Genomic DNA, 23,234 nt, shown 5'->3' with positions numbered 1-23,234 from the left:
TGTTCCCACAGCTGCCAGAGCTGCTACAGCTGTTCCAGGTCACAGAAATTGCAGGTGTCCCGGATCACGGATAATGCATGTGTTCCAGAATATTGCAGTGTCCAGGCGTTTATTCGAGGTGGGTGCCGGAATCAGCTGGCAGCCCAGAAAATGTAATCCGCCTGGTACTTCACCACTTCCTGCTTGCCCTTGTTGGCGGAGGTGCATTCGGTACCCGGCGCCACGCCGCCCTTGAGGGCCACGCGCTGGATATAGCTCACGCCGCTCATCGCGCCTTTGCCTTCGGCCGGATTGGCCTTGACCAACTGGTAAGGCAGGTTACCCGGTGTCGAAGGTGCTACGGCCAGTTGGGTACCGGTGACCTTCGAGCCGTCCTTCGCCTGCCAGGTGGCCGGCGGGCCGAAATAGGTGCCGACCTGTTTGCCGCTGCGATCGTTAAGTACCGCTTTGGGCCCCACGAAAACCCACTCGGTCATGCCGGCGGCGTTGGCCTTGTCTCGGCACTCATAGGTGATCTCGCCGACCCCGGTGGTCTCCATCGCCACTTTGTGCCCGTCCGGCACCTTGATGCTGTCGGGCAACCCGGTCTGGGCGAAGGCGGCGTTAGTGGTGGCAAGCAAACCGGCAAGGCACATCAGCTGTTTGGCGTTCATTGATAGCACTCCGAAAGTGGGTAATCCGCTGTGCAGCATCAGGGCTGCTACAGGTACTACCCGCCACGGGGCGATTTGGATGCAGAGGCGAAAAAAGAAATTTTTCCGCAGGAGCCGAGTCAGCTGCTACAAAGAGAGAACTGCAAAGGAGGTGTGTATGTACCAGCTCTACGGACACAGGAACTCCGGCGCTGCGGCGATTGAGGCGGCGTTGGAACTCTGCGAGATTCCCTATCGTTTCATCGATGTCGAGGCCTCACCAGAGTCGGCCCAGGCCCTGGAGAAACTCAATCCGCTGAAGCAGATACCAACCCTGCAATTGCCCGACGGCAGCGTCCTGACCGAGAGCGCCGCGATCCTCATCCACCTGGGGCTGACCTTTCCCCAGTCGAACCTGCTGCCGGACGACGTCGCCGAACGCGACCAGGCCATTCGCGGTCTGGCGTTCATTGTCAGCAATTGTTATGCGGCGATCGGCATCATCGACTACCCCGAGCGCTGGCTGGACGAATCGGATGAGAAGTCCCGGCAGAACCTCATGGCCGGCGCGCGCCAGCGCCTGCACTGGAGTTGGGAGGTGTTCGCCGACCAGTTTTCCGGCGAGTTGTACCTGGGCGACGAGGCGCCAGGCGCTCTGGACGTTCTGGCCGCCGTGGTCAGCCGCTGGGCGGGTAGCCGCGAACATCTGCGTAGCACCCGGCCAGGATTTTATGCGTGGCTGGAGCGAATCGACCGGCATCCGACATTGGCACCGGTGTTTGCCCGGCATTGGCCAACGTGAACAATACTGTGGGAGCGAGCCTGCTCGCGATGGAATGTCAGATCCAATGATGTCGACTGACACTCCATCGCGAGCAGGATCACCCACAAGTGGGACCCGAACTATTCGCCGCGAATGTACTGCTCCAGCTGCCGAATGAGCTCGGCCTGTTCGGCAATGGCTTCCTTGACCAGGTCGCCGATCGACAGCAGGCCGATCAGCTTGCCGTTCTCGACCACAGGCAAGTGACGCAGCCGTTTATCGGACATGATGCCCAGGCAGGTGTCCACGGTCTGGTGGGTGTCCACGGTGATCACTTGCGAGACCATGATGTCGCGCACTGGCGTACCCACCGAGGAACGACCATGCAACACCAGTTTGCGCGCGTAATCCCGTTCGCTGATGATCCCCAGCACCTGGTCATTTTCCACCACGAGCAGGGCGCCGACGTTCTTCTCGGCCATCTTCATCAACGCTTCCAGCACCATGTGGTCGGGCTTGATCTGGTGCACTTCCTGATTCTTCTGATCTTTCAACTTGAGCAGTTGGGCGACGGTTTTCATGGTGGGTACTCTGGTGTTGTCGTTGTTCTAGAAGAATCATAGACCCGGGCGTCGAGGGCAAGACGCAAAGCGGCGGATATGATGCAAAAAACGTCATTTGGCAGTTTTTTTATACAATTTCCCGTTCCAACGCCACATAACCTCGCTGGCTCGGCAGCTGTGACGAGGATACGCGTAGAATCCCCACCTGAATCGTTCTCGAGGCTGCACTGGTGGATCTACAGCAGGGTTTTGTCCTGACCCGGCATTGGCGTGACACCCCGGCCGGCACGGAAGTCGAGTTCTGGCTGGCGACCGATAACGGTCCCCGGCGCATTCGCCTGCCCCATCAACCGTCGGTGGCGTTCATTCCCGCCGAACAGCGGGGACAGGCAGAGCAGGTGCTACAGGGTGAAAAAAACGTCGAGCTACGGCCCCTGGCTCTGCTGGACTTCGAGCATCGCCCGGTGCTCGGCCTGTACTGTCAGCAACACGGCCAGTTGATGCGCCTGGAAACTGCCCTGCGCAAGGTCGGCGTCGAGATGTTCGAAGCCGATGTGCGACCACCCGAACGCTACATGATGGAGCGCTTCATCACCGCACCGGTGGTCTTCGGTGGCACGCCAAATGCCGATGGCCTGGTGCTCGACGCGCAGATGAAAGCCGATCCGGCTTACCGGCCCACGCTCAGGCTGGTGTCCCTGGATATCGAAACCACCGCCCGTGGCGAGCTTTACTCGATTGCGCTGCAAGGGTGTGGCGAGCGTCAGGTGTACATGCTTGGTCCGCCCAACGGTGACGACAGCGAGGTGGACTTCCGACTTGAATACTGCGAGTCACGCACCCTGTTGCTGAAGAAACTCAACGAATGGTTTGCCCGTTTCGACCCGGACGCGATCATCGGCTGGAACGTCGTGCAGTTCGACCTGCGGGTGCTGCACGAGCATGCCCGGCGCCTGGCGGTGCCGCTCAAGCTGGGGCGTGGTGGCGAAGAGATGCAGTGGCGTGAACATGGCAGCCGCAATCACTTTTTTGCGGCAGCGGCTGGCCGCTTGATCATCGACGGCATCGAGTCCCTGCGCTCAGCGACCTGGAGTTTCCCCTCGTTCAGTCTGGAAAACGTCGCCCAGACCCTGTTGGGGGAGGGCAAGGCGATCAGCACGCCTTATCAGCGCATGGACGAAATCAACCGCATGTTCGCCGAGGACAAGCCGGCCCTGGCCAAATACAACCTCAAGGACTGCGAATTGGTCACGCGGATTTTCGCCAAGACCGAGCTGTTGACCTTCCTGCTCGAGCGCGCCAGCGTTACAGGTTTGCCGGCGGACCGCAGCGGCGGCTCGGTAGCGGCCTTCACCCACCTTTACATGCCGCTGATGCACCGCCAGGGCTTTGTTGCGCCGAACCTCGGTGGGCGGCCACCGCAGGCCAGTCCTGGCGGTTTTGTCATGGACTCACAGCCGGGGCTCTACGAATCGGTGCTGGTGCTGGACTACAAGAGCCTCTACCCCTCGATCATCCGCACGTTCCTGATCGACCCGGTCGGTCTGATCGAAGGCCTCAAGCACCCTGACGACCACGACTCGGTCCCCGGTTTCCGCGGCGCGCGGTTTTCCCGCACGCGGCACTGCCTGCCGGCAATAGTCTCGCGGGTGGCCGAAGGCCGGGAAACTGCCAAGCGCGAGCACAACGCGCCGCTGTCCCAGGCCCTGAAGATCATCATGAACGCGTTCTACGGCGTGCTCGGGTCCAGCGGCTGCCGTTTTTTCGACACGCGCCTGGCCTCGTCGATCACCTTGCGCGGGCACGAAATCATGCTGCGCACTCGTCAGCTGATCGAGGCCCAGGGACACACAGTGATTTATGGCGATACCGACTCGACCTTCGTCTGGCTGCGTCGGGCCCATGGCCAGGAAGAAGCCGCGCAGATCGGCAGGGCCCTGGTCGATCACGTGAACCAGTGGTGGCGTGAGCACGTGCAGCAGCAGTATGGGCTGCAAAGCGTGCTTGAACTGCAATATGAAACCCACTACACGCGGTTCCTGATGCCGACCATTCGCGGTGCGGAGGAGGGCAGTAAAAAGCGTTATGCAGGATTGGTCCGCCGTGCCGATGGTACCGACGAGATGGTCTACAAGGGCCTTGAAGCGGTGCGTACCGATTGGTCACTGCTGGCCCGGCAATTCCAGCAGGAACTCTATTCGCTGATATTCCACCGCAAGCCCTATCAGGATTATGTGCGTGACTACGTGCGCAAGACCCTGGCCGGCGAGTTCGACGAGCGCCTCGTCTACCGCAAACGCCTGCGCCGCACCCTCGACGACTATGAGCGCAACGTGCCTCCACATGTGCGGGCGGCGCGCATCGCCGATGCCTACAACGACCAGCAGGGCCGGCCTCGGCAGTACCAGAACGGCGGCTGGATCAGTTACCTGATCACCGTAGCCGGCCCTGAGCCGCTGGAGGTGCGCAGCGCGCCTGTCGACTATGACCATTACGTCACGCGGCAACTGCAACCGATCGCGGACGCCATCCTGCCGTTTGTCGATGACGACTTTTCAACCCTGATTGGAGGGCAACTGGGGCTCTTTTGAGTCCAGTAGCGACAGGGTCCACTCGTCCGGAATGCCGTGGTAATAACGGTCCAGGGCCTGATGGAACAGACTGTCCCCAGGGCTGAACTGCGTAAACAGGGTCATGGAGGAGTGAAATTTCAGGTTGTCGGGGTGGCCGAAAATGTCACCAATGGACCGATGCTTGATGTTGAGCACCAATTGAGTGCAGGTGCGCAGGCGTGTACCCAGCACTGCATGATCCAGATAGGCCATCGCTTCTGCAGCCGACTGGATAGCGAAGCGCCGCGACATTTCGCTGCCACCCAGCCCGGCGATCTGCGGGAAGATGAACCACATCCAGTGCCGGCGCTTGCAGCCGGCAGCCAGTTCCTCGAGGACGTAGTCGAACACCGGGTCCTGCGCCTGGAGGAAGCGGTCCAGGTTGAAGGAGTCCAGCGGATCGGTGCTTCTCATGTAGAAGCCCTCTGATGAAACCGATGGCCTAGACCATGGCCAGTCGCTGTTTGCGTTGTGGCGCACGAAACACTTGGTCCAGCGCCTCCAGATCCCCGGGTTCAAGCCTGATGTCCTGGGCTTGGGCGTTGAGTTTGACGTGCTCGGGTCGCACCGCCTTGGGGATGGCGATCACCCCGTCCTGTCGCAGAATCCATGCCAGTGCCACCTGCGCCGGTGTCGCGGCGTGACGGGCTGCCACTTGTCCAAGGGTGGCGTGGGCCAGCATATGCCCACCTTGGCCAATGGGACAGTAGGCCATGACGGGCAGCCTCTGTTGCTGGCACCAAGGTAGCAGGTCGAATTCGATGCCGCGCGCTTCCAGGTTGTACAGCACCTGATTGGTGGCGCAGGCCGGTGCAGCCAGTTCGTGCAGGTCATCCAGATCAAAATTGGATACGCCCCAGCGGCCGATCTTGCCGGCCTCGCGCAAGCGTTCGAAGGCTTCGACAGTTTCCTCCAGCGGATACTGGCCGCGCCAATGCAGCAGATAAAGATCAATGTAATCGGTGCCCAGGCGCTTCAGGCTGCGCTCGCACGCCAAGGGAATACCCTGGCGGCTGGCGTTGTGCGGGTACACTTTGCTGACCAGGAAGACCTTGTCACGCTGACCCGCGATCGCCTCGCCCACCACTTCCTCTGCTGCGCCTTCGGCGTACATTTCGGCGCTGTCGATCAGGGTCATGCCCAGCTCGATGCCCTGGCGCAAGGCCGCGACTTCGCTGGCGTATTGCGACGAATCCTCGCCCATGCGCCAGGTGCCCTGGCCGATGACCGGTACCTCGACGCCGGCCAATTGCAAAGTGCGCATTCAAACCTCCTGAAAAATTCGCTGGTGTACGTTCGGCAGCATGAATGGCATGAGGTTCATTGCTGCAAGGCTCCAGGCTACCGCAGCCGGTGGACGTTGTTGAATGGCGCATCCTTCGTGCAGGTTTACGGACCGTCGGCACTGCACTTTTTCAGCATTCGCGGCTCTATCCATGGCCTGCCCGCGGCGATCCCCACCGCCGGCCAATGCCCAAGTCGCAAAATTCATGGCCCAATTGTTGTCCCTCATCACCGCGCACATCCGCGGCCAACGCTGGCTGATCGCCTGCATGACGCTGCTGTTCGTCACCGGTTGCAGCCAGCAGCAGGGACGGGACGTCATCAGCCAGTTTCGCGAAGGCAAACCCCAGGAATTTCTCCAGACCAGCGTCGACCGCATGGCCACCCTGACTCTATGCCATCGGCAGCATGCTGGTGACGGCCCACGGTGACCGGCTGGAGTTCTACATGACGGATGCGATCAATCCGACCTTCGTCAACAACGCCGCGCGCAACATCGAGAAAGCCACCTGGATCCTCAGTCAGCGGCAGAACCCCCAGGGCGGACCCTTGCTGTTTTCAAACGAGATCTCGGAGGAGGGCAGCAACCTGAGTTTTGCCGTGGAATTCGGCAAGATCGTTGCGCGCCTGGACCTGTTGACCCAGATGCTCGACGAGCGATATCGACGGATCGGCCTGAACTACGCGCAGAGCCTGCTGTTTCTGAATTTTTTACCGGTGCAGTGATCCGAGTCAGTTACAGTGTGAAGTTGTATACAATTCATCTCGCTTGAAAGGGAGCTGCAACCTTCATGACAGACCAGGCCGCCGTCGAACGTGCGCGCACCGAACACTCTGCCAAGAGCGAAAAGCTGCCTTACGCTGCGCTGCTGGCGTTCGCCATGACCGGTTTTATCGCCGTGCTCACCGAAACCCTGCCGGCCGGGTTGCTGACGCAGATCGGCGCCGGGTTGCAGGTCAGCGAAGTGTGGGCCGGCGAGCTGGTAACGCTCTATGCCCTTGGCTCGATCGTGGCGGCCATTCCGCTGACTGTGGCGACTCGCGGCTGGCGGCGTCGGCGAGTGCTGATGATGACGGTGTGCGGATTTCTGTTGTTCAACACAGTCACGACGTTCTCCAGTCACTACGGGCTGACCTTGGTGTCGCGCTTCCTGGCGGGCATGGCGGCGGGCCTGGCGTGGGGCATCATGGCCGGTTACGCCCGGGGGCTGGTCACCCCGCGCCTGCAAGGTCGGGCGCTGGCGATCGCGATGCTTGGCACCCCGGTCGCGCTGTCGCTCGGCACGCCTGCCGGGACCTGGCTGGGTAACCTGATTGGCTGGCGCGCCTCGTTCGGCATCATGTCGGCCCTGGCGCTGCTGCTGGCGGCCTGGATCATGGTCGCCGTGCCGGACCGTCCCGGCCAGCCCGACACCGAGCGCCTGCCCCTGGCCAAGGTGTTCAGCATGAAGGGCGTGCGTCCTGTGTTGTTTGTGGTGCTGACGTGGATGCTGGGGCATAACATTCTGTACACCTACATCGATCCGTTCCTGACCCAGGCGGGTCTGGGTGAACGGGTGGACCTGGTGCTGCTGGTGTTCGGTGTCAGTTCGCTGGTGGGTATCTGGGTGATTGGCCTGCTGGTGGACCGTTGGTTGCGCCGGTTGGCGCTGATCAGCCTCGCGGTTTTTTCGCTTACCGCGCTGGTGCTGGCCATGGCTGCGTCGTCGCCTTGGGTGGTGTATGGCTGCATGGCGGTGTGGGGTCTGTCATTTGGCGGGTCGGCAACGTTGCTGCTGACGGCGGCTGCAGATTCTGCGGGGGAGAACGTTGATGTGGTGCAGGCGATGCTGACGACTTCCTGGAACGTGGCCATTGCCGGGGGCGGACTGTTCGGTGGTCTGCTGCTGGACCGGGTGGGCGCGATGGCGTTTCCCTGGGCGTTGCTGATTTTGTCGCTGGTGGCGTTTGCTACGGTTTTTGTTAATAGCCATTACAGCTTCAAGCCGGGGCGGCGGTCGCACTGACCTGCAATGATCCGAACTCATTCTGTGGGAGCCACGCTTGCCTGCCACGGCTGCCTGCGTCGCACCCCTGTGGAAGTAAAGCTTGCTCGCGAGCGGTCCGCCATTCAACATCATTGCCGAATCGATATAACCATAGTCCGCATTGATATAAGTAGTTATAAGAAAAATCGCTATGCTGCGGGCCAGTTTTTTCCTGCGGTTTGTTTGGGCGATTTATGGACTTTGGAAACCTCGGGTTAGTCGTTGCAGGCTTGGTAGTGGGTTTTATTGTCGGCATGACCGGCGTCGGTGGCGGGTCGTTGATGACTCCCATCCTGCTGTGGTTCGGCGTCAATCCCGCCACAGCGGTCGGCACTGACCTGCTGTACGCGGCCATCACCAAATCCAGTGGTGTTCTGGTTCACCGCAAAAACAAGAATATCGACTGGGCGATCACCGGCTGGCTGACCCTCGGCAGTGTCCCCGCAGTGGTCATGACATTGTGGTTCCTGAGCACGCTGCACAGCTCTCCGGATGCCATGAATGCCGTTATCAAACAGGCCTTGGGTTTCGTACTGTTCGCGACGGCACTGGCAATTTTCTTCAAGAAACGCCTGCTCGATTTCGCCCACAAACGAGCTGGCGGCAACTACAACCCGAGCGGTCCGCGCCTCAATGTGATGACTGTCATCACCGGTCTGGTCCTTGGCACAATGGTCGCACTGACGTCCATTGGCGCTGGCGCGCTGGGCACCGTGGCCTTGTTCATCCTCTATCCGCTGCTGCCAACCCGGCGTCTGGTGGGCACCGAAATCGCCCACGCCGTACCGCTGACCCTCGTCGCCGGTCTTGGCCACGCGAGCATGGGCAACATGGACTGGCACGTGCTGGGCTATTTGTTGATCGGCTCGCTGCCGGGCATCTGGCTGGGCAGTCACCTCACCGGACGGATCTCCGATGAAGTGCTGCGACCTTGCCTGGCGACCATGCTGGTATTGATCGGTTACAAATTGGCGTTCTGAGTGAGCCGTGCGTCAGGCCTTTTGGATCAGACGCTTCATCACAGTGATGTCGAGCCCCTCGTCATCGACCGTATGCTCGACAACTTCCCAACCCAGCCTGGCATACAGCGACTGGGCCTGGTCGGTATAGAGATACAACTCGGCGATGCCCAGTGCTGCCGCTTCGTCGACAATTCGGTTCACCAGCGCCGAGGCAATGCCCCGGCCGCGATGCTCGACCTTCACATACACTCCAGCCAGCCACGGCGTCAGATCCGGGCGGGAGTCGAGGTCGCTGTCGATCAGCAGGGCGCCGCCGAGCAATTGTGCACCTTCAATGGCGACCACAACCGAGGGCACTGCACCTTTGCTACAGGCCGCCCGCATGCGCACGGTTCTGGCTTGCAGTGTGTCGCCGGGACGGTATTGACCCCACTCGTTGAAATTGAGTTCGGCCAACTCGGGGATGAGTGCTGGGTGGTCGCACAGGTAGTCGATTTGCATGGCGCTTGAAGCTCCTTTTCATGACGCTGGCTTGTCGTGCGCCGACCATAGAATGTTCGTTTCAAGTCATCAACTGCGCACAGGATGGCGGTTGCGCAATAATCGCCCTGACCTAAGCTTTGAACAAGGCGAAACATTATTGCGGTGCGTCACCCGGAACAATCACCGCGATGCGCAATCATTAGAGCGTGGATTACAAAAGGAGATGCGCATGCTCATCAGGTCTTTGACCCTGACTACCTTGCTGGTACTCGCCGGCCCCTTGCTCGCCGCTGACGGCGATTCACCGCTGGACATGGACAAGGGCCGCTCGCGTCCGCTGATCGTGATCGCGCCCAGCACGGTGGACCCGACGTGGGTCAGCCTGAAAAAATCCCTGGAAGAGCCCGACAACAAAAAAGGCTTCACCGACCGCAACATGGTGCTTTATTCGGTGATCAACACCATGGGCCAGCGAGAGGGCAAAGACCTCGACCCGCAAAGTACGATGGCGCTGATTCGTGCACTGAAGATGGGGGCCGGGGCGCAGACCAAGGTCATTCTTGTGGGCAAGGATGGTGAGAAGAAGCTTGAACAATTGGGGACGGTAGACCTGAAGCAGATTTTCAGCACTATCGATGCCATGCCGATGGCTGAAAAAGAAGCGGCGGCAGCGGCGGTGGCGGCACCGGCCGAAGCCGAGCCGGCCAAGGGCGCCAAGGGCGCGAAACCTGCCAAACCGGCTAAACCCGCCAAGCCGCCTGAAATGCCCGACGACTGAAACAAAATGGGCGACCTGCACAGGTCGCCCATTTTAGTGTTCACACGAAAGGTAGTTTCGATCAGTGTGCCAGCACGCCCAGAACCGAGTGAGCGATCTTGACCCTGTCGGGGATTGGAAAGTTCTTGTTCGCAAGAATCACGATGCCTATCTCCTTGGACGGCACGAACGCCGCATAGGCGCCAAAGCCGCCAGTCGAGCCGGTCTTGTTGATCAGTACATTCTGCGGCTGTGGTTGCGGGGGGGTAAGCCACTTGACTTGATGCGCCTGCATCGCCATTTCCGTTGAATTCCCGGCCAGCAGCTGGTCGAGTGTGATGGGGTAGCTGTACAGCTCCCAACCCAGCCCCTGAGTCATGTTTGCGACGCTGTAGTAGCCGGTGTGGGTGGTAGCGATAGCCTGTTGCATCGGCGCTTCCAGCTTCGTCGGCCGCATGTTTGCCTCGACATAGCGCAGCATGTCGACGGCGCTGGTTTTGACCCCGTACGCCTCGGAATCGAGCGCTCCCGGGCCGACTCTGACGGGTTTGTCCTCCTTGTTGTAGCCCTGGGCGTACAGTGCCATTTCGGCCGTTGGGACTTTGAGCCAGGTATGGGAAAGGCCCAGTTTTGGCAGCAAGGTCTTTTCCATCAACTGGTCAAATGGCGCCCCCATGCTTTGCGCGGCCAGATAGCCAAAGAGCCCCAGGCTTGGGTTGGAATATAGTCGATGGCTGCCAGCGTCATAGGTCGGCTTCCACTGCTGGAAATAGCCGATCATCTTGTCTGGCGAGTCGTCATTTTCGGGGAACTGCAACGGCAGACCACCGGCGGTATACGTGCCCAGTTGCAGCACGCTGATGTTGTCGAAGGCGCTACCTTGCAATGCCGGGAGAATCTGGCTGGCCTTTGTCGACAGGGACAATTTGCCGCTGGCCTGGGCGTAGGCGGCCAGGGTCGCGGTGAAGGTTTTGCTGAGTGAGCCTATCTCGAACAAGGTGTTTTCAGTGACCGCCTTGCCGGTTTCCCTGGAGGCTGCACCGAAGTTGAAATAATGCGCCTGGCCTTTGTAGGTGACGGCTACCGCCATGCCCGCGATGTTTTGTTGCTGCATGACGGGGGTCACGGCGGCCTTCACGGTCGCTTCGATTTGTTGATCGGAGGGCGCGGCGGCGATGCAGTGGGTCGTGGCGAGGAGGAGTCCGAATGCGCTGCAGGCCAGGGTTTTGCTGAGGCTGGAGGTGTGCATGGGGGGTGGTTGTCCTTGGTGTTTTGCACAGTGTACAGGCTGGGTGGGGAGTGAATCCTGAGCAAGCGACGCTTTGCTCCCACAGGTGTCACTACGCGCAAGCCCAGGAAACGGATCTGTACACCGCCAAAAAGCCCTAGCGCACCAGACACGGCCGCTTGTTATCGAACTTCCAGCCCGGAATCAGAAACTGCATCGCCACGCTGTCGTCCCTCGCACCCAGGCCCATTCCTTTATAAAGCTCATGGGCCTTGGCCAATTGATCCTCATCCAGCTCAACCCCCAACCCTGGCTTGTTCGGCACCTGCACGCAGCCGTCGACGATTTGCAGAGGCGCCTTGGTCAAGCGCTGGCCGTCCTGCCAGATCCAGTGCGTGTCGATGGCGGTGATGTCGCCCGGCGCGGCGGCCGCGACGTGGGTGAACATCGCCAGAGAAATATCGAAGTGATTGTTGGAGTGCGAGCCCCAGGTCAGGCCCCACTCATGGCACATCTGCGCCACCCGGACCGAGCCCTGCATCGTCCAGAAGTGCGGGTCGGCGAGGGGGATGTCCACCGATTGCAGCTGGATCGCATGGCCCATTTCCCGCCAGTCGGTAGCGATCATGTTAGTGGCGGTTTTCAAGCCCGTGGCACGGCGGAATTCGGCCATCACTTCACGGCCCGAATAGCCGTTTTCCGCTCCGCAAGGGTCCTCGGCGTAAGCGAGCACATGATGCTGATCCCTGCACAGGCGAATCGCTTCTTTCAACGACCATGCGCCGTTGGGGTCCAGGGTGATGCGTGCGTCAGGGAAGCGTTCGGCCAGGGCCGTCACGGCTTCGATTTCCTCATCCCCTGACAACACGCCGCCCTTGAGCTTGAAGTCCTTGAACCCGTACCGCGCATGGGCGGCCTCTGCCAGGCGGACCACCGCGTCGGTGCTCATGGCCTTTTCGTGACGCACCTGGAACCAGTCGTTATCCGCGTCCGGTTCGCTGCGGTAGGCCAGGTCCGTTTCGGTGCGATCACCCAGGTAAAACAGATACCCGAGCATCTTCACTTTATCGCGCTGCTGACCTTCGCCGAGCAGGGCGGCGACCGGCACTTCCAGATGCTGACCAAGCAGGTCCAGCAGAGCGGCTTCCAGGCCGGTCACCGCGTGGATCGTGATGCGCAGGTCGAAAGTCTGCAGACCGCGACCACCGGCATCGCGGTCGGCGAATGTCTGGCGCACCTGATTGAGGATCTTCTGATAGGTGCCGATCGGGCTCCCCACTACCAGCGAGCGAGCGTCTTCCAGCGTCTGGCGAATACGCTCGCCACCGGGTACCTCGCCGACCCCGGTGTGCCCGGCATTGTCCTTGAGGATCACGATATTGCGCGTGAAAAACGGGCCATGGGCGCCGCTCAGATTGAGCAGCATGCCATCGTGGCCTGCCACCGGCACCACTTGCATACTGGTAATGATCGGGGCTTTTGCGGTGTCTTGTGCGTGCATTTTCTTGTCCTTATGACCGGGTTCAGGCGTGGTTGGGCGCAGGGTCCAGTACAACGTCGGGAGCGGGCTTGGGTGTGTTGCGTGCGGCGAAGACGATGATCGCGGCAATGATCGAGGTGGCGGCCAGGCCGTACAGCCCGCCCTGGATCGAACCGGTGTGCTCTTCCAGCAGGCCGAAGGTGGTGGGCGCGACGAAGCCGCCGAGGTTGCCCACCGAGTTGATCAGGGCAATCACCCCGGCAGCGATCCGTGCATCCAGATAGGCCTGTGGGATCGGCCAGAACAGCGACGAAGCCGATTTGAAACCCAGTGCCGCGAAACAGATCGCGACGAAGGCGAAGATCGGCCCGCCAGTGGTGGACATGAACATCCCTGCGGCGGCAATCAGCAACGCGGCGGCCACCCAGGCTTGCTGGTGTTTCCATTTGGCTGAGAGAGACGCGAAGGCATACATGCCGATGATCGACAGTAACCAGGGGATCGAGTTGAACAAGCCGACCTGGATGTCGCTGAGGTCGCCCATCTTTTTGATGATGCTCGGCAGCCAGAAGGTCGCGGCGTAGATGGTCAGCTGGATGAAGAAGTAAATCACGCAGAACAGGATGATCTGGCGGTCCCTGAGCAGCTTGCCCAGTGACGGCTTGATCGGCGTTGCTGCTTCGCGAGCCAGTTGTTCATCGTCGATGGCCTTGACCAGTGCATCCTGTTCGTCGCGGCTCAGCCACTTGGCGTCGTGCGGTTTGGAGTCCAGCCAGAACCAGACAAACACGCACAGGCAGACGGAGAACATGCCCTCGATGAAATACATCCACTGCCAGCCGTGCATCCCCAATCCGTTGATTTGCAGCAGGAGCCCCGACAGAGGGCCGGAAATCAGCGAAGCAATGGCTGAGCCGCTGAGGAAGATCGCGATTGCTTTGCCGCGCTCCACGCCTGGCAGCCAGCGGGTGAAGTAGTAAATCACCCCGGGGAAAAATCCGGCTTCGGCTACGCCCAGCAGGAATCGCAGGATGTAGAAGTGGGTTTCGTTCTGGATGAATGCCATGCATGCGGCTACCAGGCCCCAGGTCAGCATGATGCGGGTCAGCCAGATACGTGCACCGACTTTCTGCAGGAGGATGTTGGAGGGGACTTCGAACAGCGCGTAACCGATGAAGAACAGGCCGGCACCAAGGCCGTAGGCAGCAGCGCCGATGCCCAGGTCGTGTTCCATGTGGGCGCGGACGAAGCCGATGTTTACCCGGTCAATGTAGTTGACGATGAACATGATGACGAACAGCGGCAAGACGTGGCGTTTGACTTTCGAGATGGCGGAACTCAGGACCGGATCGGCGGCCTGGTTCATCCTGTGTATGGATGATTTCACAGATGTTCTCCCACTGATTATTTTTATGCGGGGTGGAGCTTTCTGCTGCGTTGTTGATAGACATCATACAACTGCTATTTTTATGTCTGCAAGGTGTTCTGCTCAGTAAACCGGCAGAAGTAGGTGGTATTTTTAATCTGTAGCGGAGGTGTTGGTGCTGTAATGAGCTATTTACTAGGGTTTGGTTGAATGTTGTCATACAAGTTAACTGTCTTTTCCAGAGATTCCCGAGCAGCGCAGTGCTACGATTGCAGCAGTTCCGCTTTCGGATGACGCCATGCAAGAAGACCTCGAAGCACCCGCTCGCAAGCGCACCCATAACCTGGCCCATGACCTGGTCGCCAAGCTGACCCAGAGCATCCTGCTGGGGCAGATGCAGCCAGGGGACAAGCTGCCGTCCGAGAACTCGATCGTGCAGGAACACGGGGTCAGTCGCACCGTGGTGCGCGAGGCAATCTCCAAGCTGCAGGCGTCGGGTTATGTCGAGACACGTCACGGCATCGGTACTTTTGTGCTGGAGCGTGAGACGCAGCAGGGCCTGCGATTGAACGTCGATACCGCGCTGGGGGTGCGCAGCATCCTGGAGCTGCGCATGGGGCTGGAAACCCAGGCCGCCGCGTTGGCAGCTATGCGCCGTTCGGATCAGCACCTGGTGCAAATGCGCCAAGCGCTCGACGACTACCAGCGCTTGCTGGCGAATAACGACAGTTGCGTTGAAGCCGACAGGCGTTTTCACCTGCTGATCGCCGAAGCCACCGGCAATGCCTGCTTCAGTGAAATCATGCAGCATCTGGGTAACGCGATGATTCCTCGAACCCGGGTCAACGCCGCCGAACGCGGCGCGGCGGACTTGAGCAAGCTGGGCCTGCTGGCCAACCTTGAGCATGAGGCAATCCTCAATGCGATCAAACGCCAGGACACTGACGCGGCGCGCGCTGCCATGTGGTTGCACCTGACCAACAGTCGCGACCGCTTTCTCGCCGATCACACCTGACCGTCCGTCTCGCGGACAGCACGCGGCGCCCTAACCCCTTTCCAACAAGTACGGCCCAGATTTGCTGGACCTCATCAATGAGGTGCGTCATGGCTAACGAAACGAACTTCCCCGGCACAACCCCCGACACCGACCCCGCCAGACCCATGCCCGGCACGGATGAGCCGTTGATGGATCACGATGCGCCCCCTGGCATGGACCCCTCGCGGGATCCGTCCGAGGCGGATGCGGATCGTCCTGAAGACTGGATGGACCCCACTGCGGACGAAGACATGCCGCCAGCGGATGAACCTTCGCCGCTGTCAGATGATCGTCGCTAAACGGCACCAGGCGACCGTGCCGGATTAATCAGTCGTTGTATTCGCAAGCCTGACGGCATCTGCCTGTCAGGCTTTTTTTTGGGTGAAAATGCCTGGGCGGCGGCGGGGTTGTAAGTCCCTCGGGGTCTATCGATCTCCATCTATGCTTTATCCACAAACGGATGGCACTCGCGCGGACCGTGGTGGACTAAGCATCAGGTCGCGAACTTGCGGCCTGTGGACTGACATGGATCGGACATGAACGAAAAGACGCTACAGAATAAATCGTTGGTGATACTGCTGTTCGTGGTCACCGCCGCCTTCATCTGGATCCTGCTGCCATTTTACGGTGCGGTGTTCTGGGCGGTGATTCTGGGAATTGTGTTTGCACCCTTGCAGCGCCGCCTGCAGTTGAAATTCGGCTGGCAGCGCAACGTGACCTCGCTGTGCACCCTGAGTGTATGCCTGGTGATCGCGATTTTGCCGGTGATCATCATCAGTGCATTGCTGGTGCAGGAAGGCGCGGTGTTCTACAAGAGTGTGGAAAGCGGCGAGCTGGATATTGCGGCCTATGTGGCCCAGTTCAAACACAGCCTGCCGACCTACTTCCAGCACCAGCTCGACCGCTTCGGCATGGGCGAGTTGAACGGCTTGCGGGAAAAACTGGTGAAGAGCGCAATGACCGGGGGCCAGGTCGTGGCATCCCAGGCCTTCAGTTTTGGCCAGGGCACGTTTGAGTTTGTCGTGAGTTTTTTCATCATGCTGTACCTGCTGTTCTTCTTCCTGCGCGACGGCCCCGAGCTGGCGCGCAAGGTTCGCGCGGCAGTGCCGCTGCAGGAACACCAGAAACGCCGGCTGCAGCTCAAGTTCAATCGCGTGGTGCGCGCGACCGTTAAAGGCAATCTGTTGGTGGCTGTCACGCAGGGCGCTCTGGGGGGACTGATGTTCTGGTTTCTGGATATTCCGAGTGCGTTGCTGTGGGCGGTGCTGATGGCGTTTCTGTCGCTGTTGCCGGCGGTGGGGGCGGGCATTGTCTGGGGGCCGGTGGCCGCTTACTTCCTGCTGACCGGGGCGATCTGGCAGGGCGTGGTACTGGGGTTGTTCGGGGTATTCGTCATCGGCCTGGTGGACAACGTACTGCGTCCAATCCTGGTGGGCAAAGACACCAAGATGCCGGACTACATGATCCTTATTTCAACGCTGGGCGGCATGGCGGTGTTCGGCCTCAATGGCTTTGTGATCGGGCCACTGATCGCCGCGCTGTTCATGTCGAGCTGGGCGATCTTCAGTGAAACCAAGCCGCGGGTGCAATTGCCTTAAGCATTCAGGCGGCCATGGTCGATCCGTTGCGACAACGCCTGTGCGGCCGGCAGTGAAGTCAGCGGGCCGCTGATTGGCTCACCGTCCTGCACAAGATACCAACAGGCCAGCAGACCCAGCTCCCTCAAGGGGGCGGGGACTGCGCTGCCAACTACGGACATGATCTGGACCTGGGACATAACTACCTCCATCAATCGATGGAGCTACCTTACGGGCCCGGCGCCGACAGGAACAATCAACGCTCTCGATAGTCGTCATTGACGCCAGTGAGTGCTGCGTTCAGTCGACCACCAGGTCCAGCATATGCACCACTTCCTGCTCATTGAGCACCCCCTTGCGCACCAGGTTTTCGGTCAGCAGCGAGAGGAACTTGGCGTTGCGGTGGCCTTCCAGGTGCTTGAGTTCGGTCAGCGTGTCATACACCTTGCTGGAGGTGCACAGGCCGACATTGCGATGCGGATTCTGTGTGGGCATGAGGTCGTCCTTGTTGTTATCAACCTGTTATTGGCGGACAGGCCCAAGCTTGCGGACCTGACATGACATAAATATGACTGTTTTATCCAAAACGGGGAAAGAGGATCGAGTCAATCTTGCCGAATTTGCTTGCAAGCGCTGTTCCGACAGCGACCTCGGCAAAATCGATCCAGACCTGAGCCGATCAGCGGGCACAAAAAAGCCCCGTTTTCGAGGCGGGGCCTGATGGGTCTATCAGTAGTGCGGGCGGCCGTAATAACCACGGGGCGGGCCGTAATAGCCGCGCGGTGGACCGTAGTAGCCGCGGGGTGGACCGTAGTACACCGGCGCTGGCTGATAGTAGACCGGCTGTTGAACGTAGACCGGCGCCGGCTGGTAATAGACCGGTGGCGGCTGTTGCACATAAACCGGCTGTGGTTGGGCGTAGACCGGTTGCTGCACATACACCGGCCGGTTGGCGTTGATCAGGGCCGAACCGACGATGGCCGAGCCCACGATCGCACCAAATACCGCTGGACCTTGCCAACCGCCACCACCGCCATGGGCCTGTGATTGCCCTGTGATCGCGAGAGCGCCGATCAGCAGGGCCACTGTGGAGATTTTACGGATCATGATAATTCCTCGGTTTTTCGACCCGGCGCTCGCGTCTGCAATAGACCCAAGGATCGTCGCGGGGATACAACTAAGACAGCACTTTTTGCAAAATCAGCACAGCCGCTGGGTAAATTTTGTGTAAGGTCTGTAACGGCTTGCCGACGGTCCCGTTCCCAAGCGAACGCTGACCTTTATGATCGAACAGAACAGGATGGAATGGCCAATCCCGTCCATCTGAAAGTGCACTTGATGGAGATTTTTTCATGCAGATGAACCCCAACCGAGATACCCAGCTGTGCATGTCCCTTTCGGGGCGTCCGGGGAATTTTGGCCTGCGCTTTCACAATCATCTGTACGAGCAGTTGGGCCTGAATTTTTACTACAAGGCGTTCAGCAGCCAGGACTTGCCTGGTGCGGTGGGCGGCATTCGCGCGTTGGGCATCCGTGGCTGCGGGGTGTCGATGCCGTTCAAGGAGGCCTGCATCGCCCTGGTCGATGAGCTGGACGCATCGGCTGCGGCCATCCAGTCGATCAATACCATCGTCAACACCGATGGCCACCTCAAGGCTTACAACACCGATTACATCGCCATTGCGCAGCTGCTTGAAACCCATCAGGTGCCCAAGGATTCAACCTTCGCCCTGCGCGGAAGCGGCGGCATGGCCAAGGCGGTGGCGAGTGCGCTGCGCGATGGCGGTTACGGCAATGGCCTGATCGTCGCCCGCAACGAACAGGCCGGGCGCGCCCTGGCCACTTCGCTGGGCTATGAATGGCAAGCAGAGCTGGGAAATGAGCGGGCACAGATGCTGATCAACGTCACGCCGATCGGCATGACTGGTGGGCCGGAAGCGGAGCAGTTGGCCTTTGCGGCAGATGCGATTGAAAAAGCGCAAACCATCTTCGATGTGGTGGCAATCCCCTCGGAAACGCCGCTGATCATGCGCGGACGTGCCGAGGGCAAGCGAGTGATCACAGGGCTTGAAGTGATCGCCATCCAGGCGCTGGAGCAGTTCGTGCTATACACCGGCGTGCGGCCGACGGATGAGCAGTTTCGCCTGGCGGTAGAGTTCGCACGCAGCTGACGTGCCCGCGCGGGGGCGTCATCCACCTATTGATAGGGTGCAATGCGCCCTACATGGAAAACGCATCTTCCGTGTTGTTCAAGTCAGGGGAACGCATTTCCCGGGTGTTCATGTCAGGAAATACATTCGTCAGGTTATTCCAGGCGGGAAAGGCGCTCTTCCAGCGCGGCAATCCGCGCTTCCAGCTCTTCGATCCTTTCCACCGAAACGCCACCGCTCGAGCCGCGTTCCGCAGGGTTATGCCGTGCGGCCAGAATCACCTCGATGTCCGCCGGATCCCCCAGCGCGTGCATGTAGCGGTCCTCGCGCTGTCCCGCCTGGCGCGGGATCAGCAGCGCCAGCCCGCGTGCGATCAGGCGTTCCAGTTGATGCACTACCTGCTCGGCGTCTTCGAAATCATGCATGCGACCGCTGCGGGTCAGCAGTTCATTGACCGTTTGCGGGCCGCGCAGAAACAACAGTCCCGCCAGGATCACTTGTGCCGGCACCAGTTCCAGCGCCTTGTCGACCTTATGCTCCCAGCGGTCGGCGCGGCTGCCCATCACCAGTTTGGTGAAGCCGCGACCTTCCAGCGCGCGCAGGCTCTGGCCGACCTGGCCCTGAGTGAGGTTCATCACCGGCTCGCGGCTGGTTTTCTGGTTGCAGGCAATCACCAGCGCATTGAGCGTCAGCGGGTAGGTTTCCGGGCTGGTCGCCTGTTTCTCGATCAACGAGCCCAGGATGCGGATTTCCGTGCTGTTGAGCCGCGGTTCGTCGAGGGTCGTTTGTTGTTCAGTGCTCATTTTTTTCTATCCCTAATTGGCAGTCGGGTCGGCAACCACGACTCATCCCCATATCAATCGAGCCGGGAATCTTGCGCTAAAGAGACTATCCCGAATCTGCGGCAGTGGCCAATGGACACGCATGCATGCACATCAGCGTGTCGATCCGTTCCAAGGCTATAATCGCCCCCACGTTTCCCTACTGTCATCACACGAGACTGCCATGACCATTTCCCTGTACGACGCCTCCATCCCGGTTTTCACGCAAATGCTCACCGCCCTGAGCGACGTTCTGAAAAAAGCTGAAGCCCACGCCAGCGCAAAGAACATCGACCCGAACGCGCTGCTGCAAGCGCGCCTGTTCCCGGACATGTTCCCGCTGGTGCGCCAGGTGCAGATCGCCGTCGATTTCGCCAAGGGCGTGTCCTCGCGCCTGGCCGAGATTGAAGTGCCGAAGTACGAAGATACCGAAACCACCTTCGCCGAGTTGCAAGCGCTGCTGACCAAGGTGCTGGGCTACATCGGCGAAATCAAACCCGAGCAGATCAACGGCCAGGAAGGTATCGAGATCGTGACGCGTCCGGGCACGCCTAAAGAGAAGCGCTTCACCGGCCAGGCCTACCTGCTGACTTACGGCTTGCCGCAGTTCTTCTTCCACGTCACCACCGCTTACGCCTTGCTGCGTCATAACGGTGTGGAAGTGGGCAAGCGCGATTACATGGGCGCGTTCTAAGCTGCCCAGGCACAAAAAAGCCCGCCAGGGTTTGCGCCTTGCCGGGCTTTTAGTTTTAAAGTCAGAAGATCGCAGCCTGCGGCAGCGCCTACAGTGGATTTGTGTTCACCCGGTAGGCGCTGCCGCAGGCTGCGATCTTTTGCTGTCCAGCTTTACGCCAGTCTCTGAGCCTTCTCTTCTTCACCCAGGCAAGCGGCCGCAGTAAACAAGACATCCGTCGACGAATTCAATGCAGTCTCCGCCGAATCCTGAATCACCCCGATGATAAAACCGACCGCCACCACCTGCATGGCAATCTCGCTCGGGATGCCGAACAGGCTGCAGGCCAGCGGAATCAGCAGTAGCGAACCACCGGCCACACCCGAGGCGCCGCAGGCGCAGATGGCCGCGACCACGCTGAGCAGAATGGCGGTGGGTATGTCCACGGCAATGCCCAGCGTATGCACGGCAGCCAGGGTCAGGACGGTAATGGTGATCGCCGCACCCGCCATATTGATCGTCGCGCCCAGCGGGATCGAGACCGAGTAGGTGTCTTCGTGCAGGCCCAAGCGCTTGCTCAACTCCAGGTTCACCGGAATATTAGCCGCCGAACTGCGGGTGAAGAATGCGGTGATGCCGCTTTCCCGCAGGCACATCAGCACCAGCGGGTAAGGGTTGCGACGCAGTTTCCAATAGACGATGGCCGGGTTCATCACCAGCGCCACGAACAGCATGCAACCGAGCAGGACCGCCAGCAGGTGCAGGTAGCCGACCAGGGCACCAAAGCCCGAGGTGGCCAGGGTCGAGGCCACGAGGCCGAAAATCCCCAGCGGGGCGAAGCGGATCACCATGCGCACGATCAGGGTCACGCCGTTGGACAGGTCGCCCAGTACTTCGCGTGTGGTGTCGCCCGCATGGCGGATGGCCACTCCCATGCCGATCGCCCAGGCCAGGATGCCGATGAAGTTGGCGTTCATCAGCGCGCTGACAGGGTTGTCCACCACACTTAACAGCAGGCTCTGCAATACCTCGCCGATGCCGCCAGGTGCCGTTACAGCCACGTCCTGGGTGGAGAGCACCAGGCTCGACGGGAACATCATGCTGGCAACGACCGCGACCACCGCCGCAGCGAATGTGCCCAGCAGGTACAGGAACAGGATCGGCCGGATGTGAGTCTCCTGGCCGTGCTTGTGATTGGCGATCGACGCCATGACCAGCACGAACACCAGGATCGGCGCGACTGCTTTCAGCGCCGAGACGAATACCTTGCCGATGAATGCAGTGGACTTCGCCACGTCCGGCGCGAGCAGCGCCAGGGCAATGCCGGCGATCAGGCCGATGATGATTTGGGTAACCAGGCCGGTGCTTTTCAGGCGGTGCAGCAGGGAAGGGGATGAAGGGGTCATAAAGCGGGCATCTCTGATTTTTTAGGTGCGGGCTAGCCGACGAACAGGGTGTGCATATCGCGGGGCGCGGACTTTATCACAGCGCAGGCTCGATCCTTCAGGCCTGTGACGATTGGCCGCCGGGTTGTTCAACCGGTTTTGCAGGTTCGTGCATCCCGGTGCGCAAACACTTCTGGTAGGATGGCCGATCCTCATTTTCAAGTTCTGCCAGTGGGCCTTCGGGCTAGCGCTGGTGTCGTCGTTTTCCTGGAGTTCTGCATGCTGTTGCCCATCCTTCTGTTGTCGGCCGCCGGTTTCACCGTGCTGACCACGGAGTTCATCATCGTCGGCCTGTTGCCGGCAATCGCTCGAGACCTGGCTGTCACCATCCCGCAAGCGGGCCTTCTGGTGACCCTGTTCGCCTTCACGGTCGCTGCATTCGGCCCGTTCCTGACCGCGTACTTCGCCCGGTTCGAACGGCGAAAATTGTTTATTTCGATATTGATCATGTTTGGCCTGGCCAACACGCTTGCCGCGTTTGCCCCCAACATCTGGGTGATGGCCGCTGCGCGCCTGATTCCGGCGCTGGGGCTGCCGGTGTTTTGGGCACTGGCCAGTGAAACGGCAGTGGACATCGTGGGCCCTGACTTCGCCGGGCGGGCAATCGCCAAGATCGGCTTTGGCATCGTCTGCGCCACTGTATTTGGCATCCCGGTGGGCACGCTGATTTCCGATGCGTTCGGCTGGCGCAGTGCCTTCGGCATTCTGGCGGTGATCGCGTTTGCCAAGGCATTGCTGCTGTTTATCTACCTGCCCAGGACCAGCCTGCATCAGCACCAAGTCAGTTTCCGCTCGCAATTCAAGATCCTGCGCAGCCCGTTGATGATCGGCCATGTGCTGTTGTCGATCCTGGTGTTCAGCGGCATGTTTACCGCCTACACCTATCTGGCGGATATCCTCGAGCGGCTTGCCGGTTTCAACGGCACCCTGGTCGGCTGGTGCCTGATGGGCTTTGGTGCGGTCGGCCTGATCGGTAACTCCCTGGGCGGCCGTGCCGTGGATCGCCATCCGCTGATTGCTTCGGTGATGTTTTGCGCATTCATGATTGCCGGCATGGTGACGCTGGTGCCGAACATTCATTCGACCCTGGGCCTGGCGGCGGCGATGGGGATCTGGGGCGTGACCCAGGCTGCGTTGTTCCTGGTCAGCCACGTTCGGCTCATGAAGGCCGCCCCCGAAGCGCCAGCGTTTGCCGCGTCGCTGAACATTGCCGGGGCCAACCTCGGCATCGGCCTGGGCGCCATGGTAGGTGGTCGCGTGATCGACAGCGTTGGCCTGCAAGGCCTCGGGTTCGCCGGGGCGGCGTTTATCCTTGCCTCGATCCTGCTGGCCATCGCCCTGATGACCTTCAAACCCAGGGAAGTTTGCGCCTGAG

Annotated in this window: 24 protein-coding genes and 1 pseudogene; 12 read left to right on the top strand and 13 right to left on the bottom strand. The window is 60.3% G+C overall.

The annotated features are described in order from the left end of the window. Positions 1 to 131: 131 nt before the first annotated feature. Entirely contained in the window at positions 132 to 653 is a 522-nt protein-coding gene (locus EQV97_RS14635) for a DUF3455 domain-containing protein (protein ID WP_122839374.1), read from the bottom strand. 157 nt (positions 654 to 810) lie between these two features. Between EQV97_RS14635 and EQV97_RS14630 the strand changes: the two genes are divergently transcribed. Next, positions 811 to 1,434, top strand: coding sequence for a glutathione S-transferase (locus EQV97_RS14630; protein WP_122839373.1), 624 nt, complete (start codon positions 811 to 813; stop codon positions 1,432 to 1,434). Between the two features lie 101 nt (positions 1,435 to 1,535). Here the strand turns inward: EQV97_RS14630 and EQV97_RS14625 are convergent, their stop codons facing one another. Beyond that, positions 1,536 to 1,976, bottom strand: a complete 441-nt coding sequence (locus tag EQV97_RS14625; RefSeq protein WP_045060957.1) for a CBS domain-containing protein — start codon at positions 1,974 to 1,976, stop codon at positions 1,536 to 1,538. Positions 1,977 to 2,188: 212 nt separating this feature from the next. Here EQV97_RS14625 and EQV97_RS14620 point away from each other — a divergent pair, with 212 nt between their 5' ends. Further along, positions 2,189 to 4,549 (top strand): DNA polymerase II, encoded by a 2,361-nt coding sequence (locus EQV97_RS14620; RefSeq protein ID WP_240889141.1) that lies wholly within the window; start codon positions 2,189 to 2,191, stop codon positions 4,547 to 4,549. Here the strand turns inward: EQV97_RS14620 and EQV97_RS14615 are convergent. Continuing rightward, positions 4,514 to 4,984 carry a DUF1810 domain-containing protein gene (locus EQV97_RS14615; RefSeq protein WP_122839371.1) on the bottom strand — a complete coding sequence of 157 codons (471 nt, stop codon included), beginning with the start codon at positions 4,982 to 4,984 and terminating at the stop codon, positions 4,514 to 4,516. The two genes, EQV97_RS14620 and EQV97_RS14615, sit on opposite strands and share 36 nt — an antisense overlap. Positions 4,985 to 5,012: 28 nt before the next feature. Next, positions 5,013 to 5,834 (bottom strand): aldo/keto reductase, encoded by an 822-nt coding sequence (locus EQV97_RS14610; protein WP_225570693.1) that lies wholly within the window; start codon positions 5,832 to 5,834, stop codon positions 5,013 to 5,015. Positions 5,835 to 6,060: 226 nt separating this feature from the next. On the opposite strand from EQV97_RS14610, the pseudogene EQV97_RS14605 reads away from it, so the two are divergent. From EQV97_RS14605 to EQV97_RS14595, 3 genes and pseudogenes are all read left to right on the top strand, one after another. Then, positions 6,061 to 6,580 (top strand): annotated as a pseudogene (locus EQV97_RS14605) (hypothetical protein). Positions 6,581 to 6,645: 65 nt separating this feature from the next. Beyond that, on the top strand, positions 6,646 to 7,860 hold the full coding sequence (locus tag EQV97_RS14600; RefSeq protein WP_240889140.1) for an MFS transporter: 1,215 nt from the start codon (positions 6,646 to 6,648) through the stop codon (positions 7,858 to 7,860). 215 nt (positions 7,861 to 8,075) lie between these two features. Beyond that, complete coding sequence (locus EQV97_RS14595; RefSeq protein WP_045060964.1) at positions 8,076 to 8,861, top strand: sulfite exporter TauE/SafE family protein; 786 nt, start codon at positions 8,076 to 8,078, stop codon at positions 8,859 to 8,861. 12 nt (positions 8,862 to 8,873) lie between these two features. Here the strand turns inward: EQV97_RS14595 and EQV97_RS14590 are convergent, their stop codons facing one another. After that, positions 8,874 to 9,344, bottom strand: a complete 471-nt coding sequence (locus tag EQV97_RS14590) for a GNAT family N-acetyltransferase (RefSeq protein WP_240889139.1) — start codon at positions 9,342 to 9,344, stop codon at positions 8,874 to 8,876. A gap of 211 nt (positions 9,345 to 9,555) precedes the next feature. On the opposite strand from EQV97_RS14590, the gene EQV97_RS14585 reads away from it, so the two are divergent. Then, positions 9,556 to 10,104, top strand: coding sequence for a DUF4174 domain-containing protein (locus tag EQV97_RS14585; protein ID WP_201147137.1), 549 nt, complete (start codon positions 9,556 to 9,558; stop codon positions 10,102 to 10,104). 61 nt (positions 10,105 to 10,165) lie between these two features. Here EQV97_RS14585 and ampC read toward each other — a convergent pair whose 3' ends face one another. The 3 genes from ampC to EQV97_RS14570 all read right to left on the bottom strand — a co-directional run bounded on the left by ampC (position 10,166) and on the right by EQV97_RS14570 (position 14,178). After that, positions 10,166 to 11,332 (bottom strand): class C beta-lactamase, encoded by a 1,167-nt coding sequence (gene ampC, locus EQV97_RS14580; RefSeq protein ID WP_240889138.1) that lies wholly within the window; start codon positions 11,330 to 11,332, stop codon positions 10,166 to 10,168. 136 nt (positions 11,333 to 11,468) lie between these two features. Continuing rightward, positions 11,469 to 12,812, bottom strand: coding sequence for a glucarate dehydratase (gudD, locus tag EQV97_RS14575; RefSeq protein ID WP_225570698.1), 1,344 nt, complete (start codon positions 12,810 to 12,812; stop codon positions 11,469 to 11,471). A gap of 22 nt (positions 12,813 to 12,834) precedes the next feature. After that, positions 12,835 to 14,178, bottom strand: coding sequence for an MFS transporter (locus EQV97_RS14570; protein WP_240889137.1), 1,344 nt, complete (start codon positions 14,176 to 14,178; stop codon positions 12,835 to 12,837). Positions 14,179 to 14,455: 277 nt separating this feature from the next. Between EQV97_RS14570 and EQV97_RS14565 the strand changes: the two genes are divergently transcribed. From EQV97_RS14565 to EQV97_RS14555, 3 genes are all read left to right on the top strand, one after another. After that, entirely contained in the window at positions 14,456 to 15,172 is a 717-nt protein-coding gene (locus EQV97_RS14565) for a FadR/GntR family transcriptional regulator (protein WP_045060970.1), read from the top strand. A gap of 89 nt (positions 15,173 to 15,261) precedes the next feature. Further along, positions 15,262 to 15,492, top strand: coding sequence for a hypothetical protein (locus tag EQV97_RS14560; protein ID WP_122839362.1), 231 nt, complete (start codon positions 15,262 to 15,264; stop codon positions 15,490 to 15,492). 237 nt (positions 15,493 to 15,729) lie between these two features. After that, the gene (locus tag EQV97_RS14555; protein WP_122839361.1) at positions 15,730 to 16,791 is read left to right on the top strand and encodes an AI-2E family transporter; all 1,062 of its coding nucleotides are present in this window, start codon (positions 15,730 to 15,732) and stop codon (positions 16,789 to 16,791) included. Here EQV97_RS14555 and EQV97_RS14550 read toward each other — a convergent pair. The 3 genes from EQV97_RS14550 to EQV97_RS14540 form a co-directional block, all read right to left on the bottom strand. Then, positions 16,788 to 16,970 carry a hypothetical protein gene (locus EQV97_RS14550; protein WP_122839360.1) on the bottom strand — a complete coding sequence of 61 codons (183 nt, stop codon included), beginning with the start codon at positions 16,968 to 16,970 and terminating at the stop codon, positions 16,788 to 16,790. The two genes, EQV97_RS14555 and EQV97_RS14550, sit on opposite strands and share 4 nt — an antisense overlap. 100 nt (positions 16,971 to 17,070) lie before the next feature. Next, complete coding sequence (locus EQV97_RS14545) at positions 17,071 to 17,265, bottom strand: hypothetical protein (protein WP_122839359.1); 195 nt, start codon at positions 17,263 to 17,265, stop codon at positions 17,071 to 17,073. A 234-nt stretch (positions 17,266 to 17,499) separates the two neighbouring features. Next, entirely contained in the window at positions 17,500 to 17,877 is a 378-nt protein-coding gene (locus EQV97_RS14540) for a hypothetical protein (RefSeq protein ID WP_122839358.1), read from the bottom strand. 245 nt (positions 17,878 to 18,122) lie between these two features. On the opposite strand from EQV97_RS14540, the gene EQV97_RS14535 reads away from it, so the two are divergent. Then, positions 18,123 to 18,941, top strand: a complete 819-nt coding sequence (locus EQV97_RS14535; protein ID WP_240889136.1) for a shikimate 5-dehydrogenase — start codon at positions 18,123 to 18,125, stop codon at positions 18,939 to 18,941. Between the two features lie 134 nt (positions 18,942 to 19,075). Here EQV97_RS14535 and EQV97_RS14530 read toward each other — a convergent pair whose 3' ends face one another. Next, the gene (locus tag EQV97_RS14530) at positions 19,076 to 19,723 is read right to left on the bottom strand and encodes a DUF480 domain-containing protein (RefSeq protein WP_122839356.1); all 648 of its coding nucleotides are present in this window, start codon (positions 19,721 to 19,723) and stop codon (positions 19,076 to 19,078) included. Positions 19,724 to 19,925: 202 nt separating this feature from the next. On the opposite strand from EQV97_RS14530, the gene EQV97_RS14525 reads away from it, so the two are divergent. Further along, positions 19,926 to 20,435 (top strand): DUF1993 domain-containing protein, encoded by a 510-nt coding sequence (locus tag EQV97_RS14525; RefSeq protein ID WP_045060247.1) that lies wholly within the window; start codon positions 19,926 to 19,928, stop codon positions 20,433 to 20,435. A 152-nt stretch (positions 20,436 to 20,587) separates the two neighbouring features. Here EQV97_RS14525 and sstT read toward each other — a convergent pair whose 3' ends face one another. After that, a complete protein-coding gene (sstT, locus tag EQV97_RS14520; protein ID WP_225570701.1) occupies positions 20,588 to 21,820 on the bottom strand; it encodes a serine/threonine transporter SstT in 1,233 nt (410 codons plus the stop codon). 258 nt (positions 21,821 to 22,078) lie between these two features. Here sstT and EQV97_RS14515 point away from each other — a divergent pair, with 258 nt between their 5' ends. Further along, positions 22,079 to 23,233: an MFS transporter gene (locus tag EQV97_RS14515; RefSeq protein ID WP_240889135.1), complete on the top strand. Its 1,155-nt coding sequence runs from the start codon at positions 22,079 to 22,081 to the stop codon at positions 23,231 to 23,233. The last annotated feature ends 1 nt before the right edge of the window (position 23,234 follow it).

Origin of the sequence: Pseudomonas sp. TMW22090 (assembly GCF_022496665.1) — a bacterium.
In the GTDB taxonomy this organism is placed as follows: Bacteria; Pseudomonadota; Gammaproteobacteria; order Pseudomonadales; family Pseudomonadaceae; genus Aquipseudomonas; species Aquipseudomonas gregormendelii.
The sequence above is the reverse complement of the archived record's forward strand: the minus strand, read 5'-3'. Positions and strand labels throughout refer to the sequence as shown.

Excerpts from the sequence above, each read along its gene's own strand:
- EQV97_RS14625 (WP_045060957.1), bottom strand. The coding sequence starts at position 1,976 with ATGAAAACCGTCGCCCAACTGCTCAAGTTGAAAGATCAGAAGAATCAG.
- EQV97_RS14595 (WP_045060964.1), top strand. The coding sequence starts at position 8,076 with ATGGACTTTGGAAACCTCGGGTTAGTCGTTGCAGGCTTGGTAGTGGGT.
- EQV97_RS14565 (WP_045060970.1), top strand. The coding sequence starts at position 14,456 with ATGCAAGAAGACCTCGAAGCACCCGCTCGCAAGCGCACCCATAACCTG.
- ampC (WP_240889138.1), bottom strand. The coding sequence starts at position 11,332 with ATGCACACCTCCAGCCTCAGCAAAACCCTGGCCTGCAGCGCATTCGGA.
- EQV97_RS14515 (WP_240889135.1), top strand. The coding sequence starts at position 22,079 with ATGCTGTTGCCCATCCTTCTGTTGTCGGCCGCCGGTTTCACCGTGCTG.
- EQV97_RS14555 (WP_122839361.1), top strand. The coding sequence starts at position 15,730 with ATGAACGAAAAGACGCTACAGAATAAATCGTTGGTGATACTGCTGTTC.
- EQV97_RS14545 (WP_122839359.1), bottom strand. The coding sequence starts at position 17,265 with ATGCCCACACAGAATCCGCATCGCAATGTCGGCCTGTGCACCTCCAGC.
- EQV97_RS14530 (WP_122839356.1), bottom strand. The coding sequence starts at position 19,723 with ATGAGCACTGAACAACAAACGACCCTCGACGAACCGCGGCTCAACAGC.
- EQV97_RS14585 (WP_201147137.1), top strand. The coding sequence starts at position 9,556 with ATGCTCATCAGGTCTTTGACCCTGACTACCTTGCTGGTACTCGCCGGC.
- EQV97_RS14635 (WP_122839374.1), bottom strand. The coding sequence starts at position 653 with ATGAACGCCAAACAGCTGATGTGCCTTGCCGGTTTGCTTGCCACCACT.
- EQV97_RS14550 (WP_122839360.1), bottom strand. The coding sequence starts at position 16,970 with ATGTCCCAGGTCCAGATCATGTCCGTAGTTGGCAGCGCAGTCCCCGCC.
- EQV97_RS14535 (WP_240889136.1), top strand. The coding sequence starts at position 18,123 with ATGCAGATGAACCCCAACCGAGATACCCAGCTGTGCATGTCCCTTTCG.
- EQV97_RS14540 (WP_122839358.1), bottom strand. The coding sequence starts at position 17,877 with ATGATCCGTAAAATCTCCACAGTGGCCCTGCTGATCGGCGCTCTCGCG.
- EQV97_RS14525 (WP_045060247.1), top strand. The coding sequence starts at position 19,926 with ATGACCATTTCCCTGTACGACGCCTCCATCCCGGTTTTCACGCAAATG.
- EQV97_RS14600 (WP_240889140.1), top strand. The coding sequence starts at position 6,646 with ATGACAGACCAGGCCGCCGTCGAACGTGCGCGCACCGAACACTCTGCC.
- EQV97_RS14630 (WP_122839373.1), top strand. The coding sequence starts at position 811 with ATGTACCAGCTCTACGGACACAGGAACTCCGGCGCTGCGGCGATTGAG.
- EQV97_RS14615 (WP_122839371.1), bottom strand. The coding sequence starts at position 4,984 with ATGAGAAGCACCGATCCGCTGGACTCCTTCAACCTGGACCGCTTCCTC.
- sstT (WP_225570701.1), bottom strand. The coding sequence starts at position 21,820 with ATGACCCCTTCATCCCCTTCCCTGCTGCACCGCCTGAAAAGCACCGGC.
- gudD (WP_225570698.1), bottom strand. The coding sequence starts at position 12,812 with ATGCACGCACAAGACACCGCAAAAGCCCCGATCATTACCAGTATGCAA.
- EQV97_RS14560 (WP_122839362.1), top strand. The coding sequence starts at position 15,262 with ATGGCTAACGAAACGAACTTCCCCGGCACAACCCCCGACACCGACCCC.
- EQV97_RS14610 (WP_225570693.1), bottom strand. The coding sequence starts at position 5,834 with ATGCGCACTTTGCAATTGGCCGGCGTCGAGGTACCGGTCATCGGCCAG.
- EQV97_RS14590 (WP_240889139.1), bottom strand. The coding sequence starts at position 9,344 with ATGCAAATCGACTACCTGTGCGACCACCCAGCACTCATCCCCGAGTTG.